Source organism: Kitasatospora sp. NPDC057223 (assembly GCF_042669755.1).
GTDB lineage: Bacteria > Actinomycetota > Actinomycetes > Streptomycetales > Streptomycetaceae > Kitasatospora.
Window position 1 is genome coordinate 1 of sequence record NZ_JBHUWW010000058.1, and the last position, 12,033, is coordinate 12,033.

The 12,033-nt window shown below is 72.8% G+C and carries 10 protein-coding genes; all 10 read left to right on the top strand.

The genetic code is table 11. The features are described from left to right. Positions 1-183: 183 nt before the first annotated feature. Entirely contained in the window at positions 184-966 is a 783-nt protein-coding gene (locus ACFUK0_RS20910) for an SDR family NAD(P)-dependent oxidoreductase (protein ID WP_380252306.1), read from the top strand. A gap of 50 nt (positions 967-1,016) precedes the next feature. Next, complete coding sequence (locus ACFUK0_RS20915; protein ID WP_380252308.1) at positions 1,017-1,616, top strand: sigma-70 family RNA polymerase sigma factor; 600 nt, start codon at positions 1,017-1,019, stop codon at positions 1,614-1,616. Continuing rightward, positions 1,616-2,857, top strand: a complete 1,242-nt coding sequence (locus ACFUK0_RS20920) for an MFS transporter (protein ID WP_380252310.1) — start codon at positions 1,616-1,618, stop codon at positions 2,855-2,857. Before ACFUK0_RS20915 ends, ACFUK0_RS20920 begins: the two co-directional genes overlap by 1 nt. A gap of 79 nt (positions 2,858-2,936) precedes the next feature. Beyond that, positions 2,937-4,607, top strand: a complete 1,671-nt coding sequence (locus ACFUK0_RS20925) for an FAD-dependent oxidoreductase (RefSeq protein WP_380252312.1) — start codon at positions 2,937-2,939, stop codon at positions 4,605-4,607. Positions 4,608-4,747: 140 nt separating this feature from the next. Then, positions 4,748-6,121 carry a phosphomannomutase/phosphoglucomutase gene (manB, locus tag ACFUK0_RS20930; RefSeq protein WP_380252314.1) on the top strand — a complete coding sequence of 458 codons (1,374 nt, stop codon included), beginning with the start codon at positions 4,748-4,750 and terminating at the stop codon, positions 6,119-6,121. A 382-nt stretch (positions 6,122-6,503) separates the two neighbouring features. Continuing rightward, entirely contained in the window at positions 6,504-7,700 is a 1,197-nt protein-coding gene (gene wecB / locus ACFUK0_RS20935) for a non-hydrolyzing UDP-N-acetylglucosamine 2-epimerase (RefSeq protein ID WP_380252316.1), read from the top strand. Then, positions 7,700-8,452 carry a hypothetical protein gene (locus ACFUK0_RS20940; protein WP_380252318.1) on the top strand — a complete coding sequence of 251 codons (753 nt, stop codon included), beginning with the start codon at positions 7,700-7,702 and terminating at the stop codon, positions 8,450-8,452. The genes wecB and ACFUK0_RS20940 overlap by 1 nt, the downstream gene beginning before the upstream one ends. A 10-nt stretch (positions 8,453-8,462) precedes the next feature. Beyond that, entirely contained in the window at positions 8,463-9,716 is a 1,254-nt protein-coding gene (locus ACFUK0_RS20945; protein WP_380252320.1) for an FG-GAP repeat domain-containing protein, read from the top strand. A gap of 140 nt (positions 9,717-9,856) precedes the next feature. Next, positions 9,857-11,104: an acyltransferase family protein gene (locus tag ACFUK0_RS20950; protein ID WP_380252322.1), complete on the top strand. Its 1,248-nt coding sequence runs from the start codon at positions 9,857-9,859 to the stop codon at positions 11,102-11,104. A 71-nt stretch (positions 11,105-11,175) separates the two neighbouring features. Then, entirely contained in the window at positions 11,176-11,961 is a 786-nt protein-coding gene (locus tag ACFUK0_RS20955) for an alpha/beta fold hydrolase (RefSeq protein WP_380252324.1), read from the top strand. The last annotated feature ends 72 nt before the right edge of the window (positions 11,962-12,033 follow it).

A 12,033-nucleotide genomic window follows, 5' to 3' on the forward strand; every position in this document is an offset into this window, starting at 1 on the left:
CCATCGAAAACCCCGCCGTCGCCCCGGCCGCCACCCCCACCCCCGCCTCGTACACCCCCCCCCCAAACCCCCCCCCCCCCTCACCCCCCCCCCCCCGCGCCGGGGCCGCCCGCCCCCCCCCGGCGGCCGCGGCCCGCACCGCGCACCACCCACCCCCTCCGACGTGCAAAGGACGCCGAACTGATGGACCTGCAACTCGCCGGCAAGGTCTTCCTCGTCACCGGGGCCTCGGCCGGAATCGGGCAGGCCACCGTGCGGGTGCTCGCCGCGGAAGGGGCGAGCGTCGTCGGGGTGTCCCGCAGGCCCGGCCCCGCCGGCCCCGGCGCCGGGGTCAGCACGATCGCCGCCGACGTGACCGCCCCGGACGCCGCCCGCCGCATCGTCGACACCGTCCTGGAGCGCCACGGGCGCCTGGACGGGCTGGTCAACAACGTCGGCGCCCTCCAGTCCCGCACGGGCTTCCTGGACGTGAGCGACGAGCAGTGGCAGGCGACCTTCGACACCAACTTCCACTCCCTCGTGCGGATGACCCGCGCCGCGCTGCCCGCCCTCCTGGAGCAGGGCGGCGGCTCCCTGGTCCACCTGGCCAGCGAGGCCGCGAGGTTCCCCGACTACCCGCTGGTCGACTACGCCGCCTCCAAGACGGCCCTGCTCTCGCTCTCCAAGTCCCTCACCGCCGAGTTCGCCCGCCGGGGCGTCCGCTCCAACATCGTCTCGCCCGGCCCCACCAGGACCGCCCTGTTCGACGCCCCCGGAGGCTTCGCCGACCAGCTCGCGGAACGCTTCGCGCTGCCCGCCGACGCGGCCGTCGAGCACTTCGTCCGCGAGGTGCGCGCGCTGCCGGCCGGGCGCATCGGCACCCCCGACGACGTCGCCCGCGTCATCGCCTACCTCCTCTCCCCGCTCGCCGGCCAGGTCACCGGAGCCGAATGGGCCGTCGACGGCGGAGCACTGCGCCAGATCTGACCCGAGCCGCCCGCGCCGCGGCGCTCGCCGGCACCGTAGAAGGACGCCTGATGACGGACACGATCACCGCCGCCGCACCGGAGACACGCGCCCAGCGCTCGGAGCGCTTCGAGCGCGACGCACTCGGCCACCGGGGCCGGCTCTACGCGCAGGCCCTGCGCCTGACCCGCAACCCCGCCGACGCGGAGGACCTGGTGCAGGAGACCTACACCAGCGCCTACCGCGGCTACCACCGCTTCCGCCCCGGCACCAACGCCGGCGCGTGGCTGGCCCGGATCCTGCTGAACGCCTACCTCGACACCTACCGCAAGAAGCAGGCCGGCCCCCAGCTCTGCGGCGCCCCCTACGCCGAGGACCGCCGGCCCGACCGGGCCGGCCCCGGGCCCGTGCCGTCCGCCGAGTCACAGGTCCTGGACCAGCTGCCCGACCCGGCGGTCGCCCGCGCGATGCTGGAGATACCCGGCATCTTCCGCACCGTGGTCTACCTCGCCGACATGGAGGGGCTCTCCCACGAGGAGATCGCCGCCCTGGTCGGCGTCCCCTACTCGACGGTCAACACCCGCCTGCACCGCGGGCGCCGGCGACTACGGGCCCTCCTGGCGGACCACCACGGCCGCGACACCCGGGCGCACCGCAAGGAGGTGCGGTGATGCCGCTGGCCCTGATAGCCCTGGCACTGGGCGCCTTCGGCATCGGCACGACGGAATTCGTCATCGTCGGCCTGCTCCCGGAGATCGCGGGGGACTTCTCGGTCTCCATCCCCTCCGCCGGGATGCTCGTCACCGGCTACGCCCTGGGCGTGGTCGTCGGCGCCCCGCTGATGACCGCGGCCGGCGCCCGCCTGCCGCGCAAGACCATGCTCGCCGTCCTGATGGCCGTCTTCATCGCCGGCAACCTGCTCTGCGCCTTCGCCGGCAGCTACACCCAGCTGATGGCCGGCCGGCTGGTCGCCGCGCTCACCCACGGAGCGTTCTTCGGCATCGGGTCGGTCGTCGCCGCGGGCCTGGTCGCCCCGGCCCGCAGGGCCAGCGCGATCGCCCTGATGTTCACCGGCCTCACCGTCGCCAACGTCCTCGGCGTGCCCCTGGGCACCTTCCTCGGACAGCACTTCGGCTGGCGCTCGACGTTCTGGGCGGTCACCGCCTTCGGCGTCGTCGGCCTGTGCGGCATCCTCGCCCTCGTCCCGCGCCAGGAACGCGAGAGCGGGCCCGGCCTGCGCAGCGAACTCGCGGTCTTCCGCCGCCCCCAGGTATGGCTGGCGCTGCTGACGACCACCCTCGGCTTCGCCGGGGTCTTCGCCTCCTTCACCTACGTCGCACCGATGATGACCGAGGTCGCCGGATTCCCGCCCGGCGCCGTGACCTGGCTGCTGGTGCTCTTCGGAGCGGGCCTGTGCGCCGGCAACGTCGTGGGCGGGCGCGCGGCGGACCGCAGGCTGATGCCCAGCCTCTACGTCATCCTCGCCGCCCTCGCGGCCGTCCTGCTCCTCTTCGTCGCCACCGCCCGCACACCCCTCTCGGCGGCGATCACCCTCGCCGTCCTCGGAGCCGTCGGCTTCGCCACCGTACCGCCGCTGCAGATGAGGGTCATGCAGAAGGCCGAAGGGGCTCCGGCCCTCGCCTCGGCGGCCAACATCGCGGCGTTCAACCTGGGCAACGCCATCGGGGCGTGGCTCGGGGGCCTCACCATCAGCCACGGGCTCGGCTACACCGCCCCCAACTGGGTCGGCGCCCTGCTGGCCGCCGCCGGCCTCGCCGTCGCCGCCTTCGCCGGACTGCTCGACCGCCGCACCGCCGCGGCCCGCCCCGCGCCCCCGCACGACCCGCCCCCGCACGACCTGCCCCCGCACGACCTGCCCGCGGGCGCCGGCACGTCGCCCGCGGCGGCCTGACCGACCGCCCCACCGGGCACGCCGCGCGGCGTGCCCGCCCGCCAGGACACAACAACCAAGGAATTCGAGGTAGCTGACGATGAGTGGTGTGGATCGCCGGACGGTACTGGGACGCGGCGCGGCCGTGGCCGGCGCAGCAGTGGCCGCCGGAGCACTGGGCGGGACCGCGGTCGCGGCCCCCGCCGGGGCAGCCCCGGGAGCCGCCACCGGCGCGACCATCCGCCCCGACGACCCGCGGTACCCGCTGCTGACCAGCGGCAACAACCAGCGGTTCGTCGCCCGGCCCGACTACGTCAAGATGATCCGGTCCTCCGCCGACGCCGAGCGGGCCCTGGAGAGCGCCTTCCGGGCCGGCAAGCGCGTCTCGGTCCGCAGCGGCGGCCACTGCTTCGCCGACTTCACCGCCGGCCCCGGCGTCGAGGTCATCCTCGACTTCTCCGAGATGACCGAGGTCACCTACGACCCCGGGCACCGCGCCTTCGTCGTCGAGCCCGGCGCCCGCCTGATCAACGTCTACGAGGCGCTGTACAAGGGCTGGGGCGTCACCATACCCGGCGGCATCTGCTACAGCGTCGGCGCCGGCGGCCACATCGCCGGCGGCGGGTACGGCCTGCTGTCCAGGGCCCACGGCCTGGTCTCCGACCACCTCTACGCCGTCGAGGTCGTCGTGATCGACGAGCGGGGCAGGGCCCGCACCGTGCTGGCGACCCGGGAGAAGAACGACCCGAACCGCGAACTGTGGTGGGCCCACACCGGCGGCGGCGGCGGGAACTTCGGCCTCGTCACCCGCTACCTGTTCCGCTCCCCGGGCGCCACCGGCAGCAACCCCGCCGACCAGCTGGTCTCCCCGCCCTCGACGGTCCTGGTGAGCGCCATCGAACTGCCCTGGGAGCAGCTGACCGAGGCGAAGTTCACCCGCCTGCTGAAGAACTTCGGCGCCTGGCACGAGGCGAACAGCGCCCCGGACTCCGAGTACCGCCACCTCAGCAGCCTCTTCAACGTCAGCTCCCGCGCGCACGGCAGCCTCGGCATGTTCACCCAGGTCGACGCGACCGTCCCCGGCGCCCGCCGGCTCCTGGACGACTACCTGACAGCCGTCCTCGCCGGCACCGGCGTCACCCCCCGGGCACTGGCCCGCGCCAACGGCGAGCTGCCCGCGATGCCCGAACTGCTCGCCCCCCGGGAACTGCCGTGGCTGCAGGCCACCCGGCAGGTGGGCACCAACAACCCGACCATCACCAACCCCACCTCCCGCGGCGCCCACAAGTCCGGCTACATGCGCAGGAACTTCACCGACCACCAGGTCGCGGCCGTCTACCGGCACATGTCCCGGGCGGACTTCAACAACCCGGACACCATGCTGGTGCTCTTCTCCTTCGGCGGACAGGTCAACGCGATGGCCCCCGACGCCACCGCCAACGCCCAGCGCAGCTCGATCTTCAAGATGTGCTTCCAGACCTTCTGGGCCGACGCGAGCGAGGACGACTTCTACCTCGGCTGGGCCCGCGGCATCTACGAGGACTTCTTCGCCAAGACCGGCGGCGTGCCCCTGATCGACGACGCCACCGACGGGTGCTACATCAACTACCCCGACCGCGACGTCTCCGACCCCCGCCACAACACCTCCGGGGTGCCCTGGCAGACCCTCTACTACAAGGGCAACTACCCGCGCCTGCAGCAGGTCAAGAAGCGCTGGGACCCGACGAACTTCTTCCGCCACTCGCTCTCCGTCGAACTGCCCCGCAGCTAGGCCCCCGGCCCCGGGCGCGCCCCCGCGTACCACGCGGCGGCGCGCCCGCGGCCGTGCCGGGCCCGCCCCGTCCGGCCCCGTCCCGCCGAGAACCACCGGGCCCGACAGCGGCCCCCGAGCACGCACCCGGAGGAACACCCATGCCGCTCAGCCGGCCGCACAGCCTCGACCTCTCCCCGATCGTGAACACGCACGACGTGCGCGGAACCGTCCCCGACCAGTGGGACGAACGGATCGCCGAACTGTTCGGCGCCGCCTTCGCCCGCGTCACGAAGGCACAGGCCCTCGTCGTCGGCCACGACACGCGCTCCAGCGCCCCCACCCTGGCACTCGCCTTCGCCCAGGGCGCGGCCCTGTACGGCACGGCGGTCACCGACATCGGCCCCTGCACCAGCGACCAGCTGTCCTTCGCCTCGGGAGAACTCGCCCTGCCCGGGGCGATGTTCACCGCCCCGCACGGCCCCGCGCAGTACAACGGCCTCACCCTGTACCGGGCCGGCGCCGCGCCCCTGGGGCCGGGCGGCGCACTCGCCGGGATCCGGGCCCTGGTCGAGCAGTGGGCCGTGCACGGGGCCCCGCCCTCCTTCGTCCCCGTCGGCACGATCAGGCGCCGCGACGTCCTCGCCGACTACGGGGCCCGCCTCTACACCCTGGCCGGCCTGCCGGTGGTCCGCCCGCTGAAGGTCGTCGTGGACGCCGGCGACGGCCCGGGCGGGCACAGCGTCCCCGCCGTCCTCGCCGCCCTTCCCCTGCACGTGGTCCCGCTGCCCGCCGGAGCGGACAGCGCCGGCGCCCACGGGAGGGCCGACCCGCTCGGCCCGGCCGCCCTCGCGGCCCTGCGGGCCCGCGTGGTCGCCGAGGGCGCCGACCTCGGCCTGGCCGTGGACGGCGGGCGCTGCGCCGTCGTCGACGAACGCGGCGAGAGCGTCCCCGCGTCGGCCGTCGCGGCCCTGCTCACCGCCCGGGAACTGGACCGCCACCCCGGCGCCACCGTGGTCCACGACCTGGCCACCTCCTGGTCGGTGCCCGAAGCGGCCGCCGAACACGGCGGCAAGGCGGTCCGCACCCGGGTGGGGCACTCCTTCGTCCGGGAGGAGATGGCCGCCACGGGAGCGGTCCTCGGCACCGGACACGCGGGGCACTACTACTTCCGCGACTTCTGGAACGCCGACAGCGGCCTGCTCGCCGCCCTCCACCTCCTGGCCGCCCTGGACGCCCGGCCGGGCCCCCTCTCGGCCCTGCTCGCCCCCTGGGACCGCTACCGCTCCAGCGGCGAGGGCGACTTCGCCACCGACGACCCGCAGGCCCGCACCGCGGCGGTACGCGCCGCCTACGCCCACCACGAGGACGTCATGCTCGACGACCTCGACGGCCTGACGGTGACCGCGCACGACTGGTGGTTCAACCTGCGCCCGTCCGCCACGCTGCCACTGCTGCGCCTCAACGTCGAGGCCCGGGACGCGGAGACGGTGGCCGGGGTCCGCGAGGAGGTCCTGCGCCACCTGCGGGCGTGAGCGCCGGCCCGCCGCCGCCCGCCCGGCCGCCCTCACCTGCGAGAACGCCTGTCTGAGCGTCAACTGATCGTCCAAGCCCCCGTGTTCGCCCTGTGCGAGCACGGGGGCTTCGTCGTGCCCGGCACTGTTCAAGTCCCGGAATGTCTTCATTGACGGACAGATAGCTCACGGGAAAGATATCTATCAGCCGAAGGGAGCCCGCCAGGGCCCACCGGCGACAGACCCCGGCTTCCACGAAGACGTGAGCCACCGAAGGCCCTCCTCCCACACCGCCCGGCACCGGGCCGGCCGAGGAGCCCCCGAAGAAAATCGCGCCGACGCGGCAACCGCCCCTGGTTCCGCATGCCCTGACCAGCCCACACAGCAAAGGAATTGAGACATCATGCGGTCCGTAGCAGTAGTTCTCGGGACCCGGCCGGAGGCCATCAAGTTCGCGCCGGTCATCCGGGCCCTCCAGGCCGACCCCCGCTTCGACCCCGTCGTCATCTCCACCGGCCAGCACCGCCAGATGCTCGACGAGACCCTGGAGGCATTCGGCCTCAAGCCGGACATCGACCTCGAGATCATGGCCCCCAAGCAGACCCTCTCCCAGGTCACCTACCGCTGCCTGCGCGGCCTGGGCGAGCAGTTCACCAAGCTCTCCACCGAAGCGGTCCTGGTGCACGGCGACACCGCCACCACCCTCGCCGCCGCCCTCTCCGGCTTCCACCACCAGATCCCCGTCATCCACGTCGAAGCCGGCCTGCGCAGCGGATTCCTGGGATCCCCCTTTCCCGAGGAGGGCAACCGCCGCCTCGTCGCCCAGATCGCGGCCCTCCACCTCGCACCCACCCCCGGCAACCACGCCAACCTGCTGCGCGAGGGCATCGCCGAGGAGACCATCGTGGTCACCGGCAACACCGTCATCGACGCCCTCCAATGGGCCAGCGGACGCTCCGACTCCTACGGCGACCCGGCCCTCGCCGACCTGGACGCCGACCCCAGGCGGGTCATCCTCGCCTCCGCCCACCGCCGCGAGGCCTGGCCGCACCTGCCCCAGATCGCCCAGGCCCTGGTCGACATCGCGGACGAACCCGACGTCCGCGTCGTCGTCCCGCTGCACCGCAACCCCGTCGTCCGCGAGGCGATGCTCGCCCGGATCAGCGGACACCCGAACATCACCGTCGTCGACCCGCTGCCCTACCTCAGCTTCAGCAAGCTCATGCGACGCGCCGACATCATCGTCTCCGACAGCAGCGGCTCCCAGGAGGAGGGCCCCGCCCTCGGCAAGCCCACCCTGGTCCTGGGCAACGTCACCGAACGCTCGGAGGCCGTCGTCGCCGGCACCGCCCGGCTGGTCGGCACCACCACCGAGGGCATCGTCGCCGCCACCACCGAACTGCTCCGCAACCCCAGCGAGTACCTGCGCATGGCCACCGCCGCCAACCCCTACGGCGACGGCTGCGCCACCGAGCGCACCGTCGGCGCCATCGCCCACTTCTTCGGCGACGGCCCCGCCGTGGACCCCTTCGTCCCCGGCGTCGAGGTCGACGAGTTCGCCGTGGAGCTCGCCCGCCGCGCACCGTTCGCGAGGGCCTGATGCCCCGTAACGCCGAGACCCCGCTCAACTTCGCCGGCCCGCGCATCGAAGCGCTCCTCGTCCAGGACGTGAAGGACTACCACGTCAGCGGACCGGCCGTCGTCGTCAACACCTCCACCACCGACGTCTTCGTCGCCCGCACCCCGCGCAAGGCCATCCCCCCGCTCTCCTCCACCATCCTCACCGGCGTCCGGATCGAGGAGGCCGCCTCCCTCCTCCTCCTGCGCGTCAAGGACGGCACGGACATCGCCGCCATCGCCCACGAACCCGGCTGGGACCTCCTGGGAGACCTCCTCGGCGACACCACCACCCCCGCCGGGGACGGCACCCTGCCCTTCCCGCGCGACACCCCGCTCTGGAAGAGCCCCCAGGACCACGCCGGCTTCATCGAACTCGACCCCGCCCACCTCCTCGGGGAGCGCACCGAACCCCGCCGCCCCCAGCCCTTCGAGATCAGGGCCAACCTCTGGTTCGCCCCGGCCGGCACCGACTGCTTCATCCACAACCAGCACGACTTCATCGAGGTGCACACCCAGCTCCACGGCCTCGGCCGGATGCAGAAGTTCACCGAACAGGACCACAGCACCCTCTACGAAGACCTGCTGATGAGCCCCGGCTACACCACCCCCCAGCCGTTCTGCTCCACCGGCCCCGACGGCACCTACCTCTACCCCTGGCACCAGTACCGCGCCGACACCGACTGCGTCTGGCTCGCCGTCGAGTACCACGCCCTGCCCCACCGACACCCGTAGGAGAAGGACCATGACCGCCAACGACGCATCCAACCTGCGCGCCCCCAAGTTCGCCGCCGAGATCGTGGCCGACCAGCTGCGCGACGGCTACTGGCTGGAGGCCCCCGACATCGACAACGACAACAAGCCGGACCTGTTCGGCTACGGGCTGCGGCTCGGCGAGATCTACTGGTACCAGAACGGCGAGAAGTGGACCCGCCGCCTCGTCGCCGACAAGATCAAGATGCCGGTCGGCGCGGACTTCGCCGACATCAGCGGCAACGGCCACCCCGACATCATCGTCTGCTACGACCTCTACGGCCCGATCGGCACCATCCAGGACGCCAACACCGCCGGCGGGAAGATCGACTGGCTGGAGAACCCCGGCAGCCCGGACAAGGACGAGTCCCGCTGGAAGCGGCACTACGTCGGCCGTGCCACCGGCATGCACCGCCTGCGGGTCGGCCACTTCACCCAGACCGAGCGCCTGGAGATCATCGGCCTGCCGATCGTCGCCAAGGAGGACGTCCACGCGGTGCTCCCCGTGGTGCTCTTCACCCAGCCCGACGACGTCCAGAGCGCCGAGGAATGGCCGATGACGGTCATCGACGACAGCCACTTCCGCATGATCCACGGCGCCGAGAAGAAGCCGGGCCTCATCCCCGGCTCCGACCGCGACTCCATGCTCCTGGCCTCCGACGAGGGCGTCACCTGGCTCTACTGGGACGACTCCGCCAAGGAATGGGTCCGCAAGCTCATCGGCACCGGCGAGCTCACCCAGTTCGAGCAGACCGGCTTCCGCGGCAGCGGCGACCTCAACGCCGGCCGCATCGGCGACGACCCGATGGCCTACGTCGCCGCGATCGAGCCCTTCCACGGCAACACCGTCGCCGTCTACACCAAGGCCGCCGACGGCCCCGCCGGCGAGGTCGAGTGGAAGCGCACCCTGCTCGACGTCTACGGCGACCCCAACGAGAACGGCGAGGGCCCCGGACACCAGATCGTCTGCGCCGACTTCGACGGCGACGGCGAGGACGAGTTCCTGGTCGCACTGCGCGGACCGTGGCCGTGGCAGGGCGTCATGTACTACAAGGCGATCGACCTGGAGAACGGCGTCTGGGCCAAGTGGCGCGTCTCCGACGAGTCCGTCGCACGCATCGCCACCGCCGACTTCAACGGCGACGGCCGGCTCGACTTCGCCACCATCGCCTACTCCGTCCAGAACTACTACGTGGCCAAGGACGCCAAGCTCATGCTCTACCGCAACGAGATCGAGCAGCAGTAGCCGGCCCCCCGGGGCGGCCGTCCAGGACGGCCGCCCCACCCCGCCCCACCCCGCCCCACCCCGCCCCGCACTGCCCCAGCCCCCGCCCCGCCCCAGCCCCCGCGCCCGCGCCCGCGACGATCCCGGAAAGCAGCCCCGCCATGTCCTCGACGCCCTCCGCCACCCCCCGCGCCGCCGCCGGCGCCACGTCCGCCGCCCTGCCCAAACTGCCCTCACTGACCGGACTGCGGTTCTTCGCGGCCCTGGCGGTCTTCTTCTTCCACTCGACCCTGATGAACTCCCCGATCCCGCCCAACGCCCCCATCAACCCCTTCGCCGACAAGGGCCTGGCGAGCTTCCTGGAGACCGCCTTCAGCAAGTCCGGCTACCTCGGAGTGTCCTTCTTCTTCGTCCTCAGCGGATTCGTCCTCGCCTGGGCCTCACGCCCCGGCGAGCGGGTCACCGCCTTCTGGCGCCGCCGGATGCTCAAGATCTTCCCCAACCACCTGGTCGTCTTCGCCGCCTCGATGATCCTGTTCGCCGGCGCCGCCGTCACCGGCGCCGCCCAGTGGCTGCCGAACATGCTGCTCATCCACACCTTCTTCCCGCAGCCGGACGTCAACCTCAGCGCCAACCCCCCGAGCTGGTCCCTCGGCAGCGAACTGCTCTTCTACATCCTCTTCCCGCTGCTCATCATCCCGATCCGCAAGATCGCCGGTAAGGCACTGTGGGCCTGGTCCGCCGTCATGGTCGCCGGCATGGTCGCCGTCCAGCTCGTCTCCACCTACCTGGTCCCCGCCACCCCGAAGTCCGCCATCACCCCCGTCTCCGACCTGCAGTTCTGGTTCGGCTACCTCTTCCCGCCCGGCCGCGTCTTCGAGTTCGCCCTCGGCATCCTGCTCGCCCGCATCGTGATGAGCGGCAACTGGCCGCGCCGGATAGGCATCGGCGTCTCCTTCGCGCTGACCGCCGTCGGCTACGGCGTCGCCCTCCTGGTCCCCTTCCAGTACAGCTTCGTCGTCGCCATGATCATCCCCGTCAGCGCCCTGATCTGCTCCGTCGCCGCCGCCGACGTCGACGGCCGCCGCACCCGGCTGCGCGGGCCCGTCATGCAGCTGCTCGGCGAGATCTCCTTCGGCTTCTACCTCGTCCAGGGCGTCACGATCTTCTACCTGCGCTCCCTGCTCGGCGCGCACACCTACAGCGTCCCGGTCGCCGTCCTCGTCGTCATCGGCTTCCTCACCGCGTCCCTGCTGGGCGGCTGGCTCCTGTTCCGCTTCGTCGAGATGCCGGCCATGCGCCGCTGGAGCCGCAGCCGCAGGCCCGCCGCGGCCGCCACCACCGCCGCACTGCCCGCCCAGGGCACCGACGAGGCCGCCCGCCCCGTCGCCGCCGCAAGCCGCACCTGACCTGCCACCGACCGCACCTGACGACCCGCCCCCCGCCCCGTACCCGCCCCCCGCCCAGGAAGACGCCGACCATGCCGACCGTCCACGCAGCAGGAACAGACGTCCACTACCGGACCGAAGGCACCGGCCCCGGCCTGCTCCTCGTCCACGGCTCCACCGCCGACTCCGAGGCCAACTTCGCCGCCCTGCGCCCCCGCTTCACCCCGCGGCACACCGTCATCACCCCCGACTACGCCGGCAGCGGCCTCACCGCACTGCCCGAGGGACCACTGACCCTCGACCACCTGGTGACCCAGGTCGCCGCCGCCGCCCGCGCCGCGGGAGCAGACCGCTCCGCTCCCGTCGACGTGGTCGGCGTGTCCCTCGGCGCCGTCGTCGCCGCCGCCCTGGCCGCCCGCCACCCGCACCTCGTGCGCCGCCTCGTCCTGGTCGGCGGCTGGGCCCGCAACGACGACCCCCGCCAGGAAGCACTCCTGGGGCTCTGGCGCCGCCTCGCCGACCTCGACACCGAGGCCTACCAGCAGTTCATCACCCTGCTCGCCGTCTCCCCGGCCGGCCTCGCCGGCCTGGACCGCGCCGCCCTCGCCCAGGCCGCCTCCGCCGCCGTGCCCTCCGAGGGAGCCCGCCGCCAGATCGACCTCGACCTCACCGTCGACATCCGGGACCTCCTGCCCGCCATCCACACCCCGACCCTGGTCGTCGGCGCCACCCAGGACCAGGTCATCCCCGCCGGGCACTCCCGCGAACTCCACCGCGCCATCCACGGCAGCCGCTACGCGGAGATCGACAGCGGCCACAACATCCCCTACGAGCGGCCCGCCGAACTCACCGCGCTCATCACCGACTTCCTGCGCTGACGCAACCGCCCCGACCACAAGTGGCCCCTCCCCGGAAGAACGGGGGAGGGGCCACACGTGCTCGGGGCGACC

Coding starts and splice junctions, on each gene's coding strand:
- ACFUK0_RS20910 (WP_380252306.1), top strand. CDS start 184: ATGGACCTGCAACTCGCCGGCAAGGTCTTCCTCGTCACCGGGGCCTCG.
- ACFUK0_RS20915 (WP_380252308.1), top strand. CDS start 1,017: ATGACGGACACGATCACCGCCGCCGCACCGGAGACACGCGCCCAGCGC.
- ACFUK0_RS20920 (WP_380252310.1), top strand. CDS start 1,616: ATGCCGCTGGCCCTGATAGCCCTGGCACTGGGCGCCTTCGGCATCGGC.
- ACFUK0_RS20925 (WP_380252312.1), top strand. CDS start 2,937: ATGAGTGGTGTGGATCGCCGGACGGTACTGGGACGCGGCGCGGCCGTG.
- manB (WP_380252314.1), top strand. CDS start 4,748: ATGCCGCTCAGCCGGCCGCACAGCCTCGACCTCTCCCCGATCGTGAAC.
- wecB (WP_380252316.1), top strand. CDS start 6,504: ATGCGGTCCGTAGCAGTAGTTCTCGGGACCCGGCCGGAGGCCATCAAG.
- ACFUK0_RS20940 (WP_380252318.1), top strand. CDS start 7,700: ATGCCCCGTAACGCCGAGACCCCGCTCAACTTCGCCGGCCCGCGCATC.
- ACFUK0_RS20945 (WP_380252320.1), top strand. CDS start 8,463: ATGACCGCCAACGACGCATCCAACCTGCGCGCCCCCAAGTTCGCCGCC.
- ACFUK0_RS20950 (WP_380252322.1), top strand. CDS start 9,857: ATGTCCTCGACGCCCTCCGCCACCCCCCGCGCCGCCGCCGGCGCCACG.
- ACFUK0_RS20955 (WP_380252324.1), top strand. CDS start 11,176: ATGCCGACCGTCCACGCAGCAGGAACAGACGTCCACTACCGGACCGAA.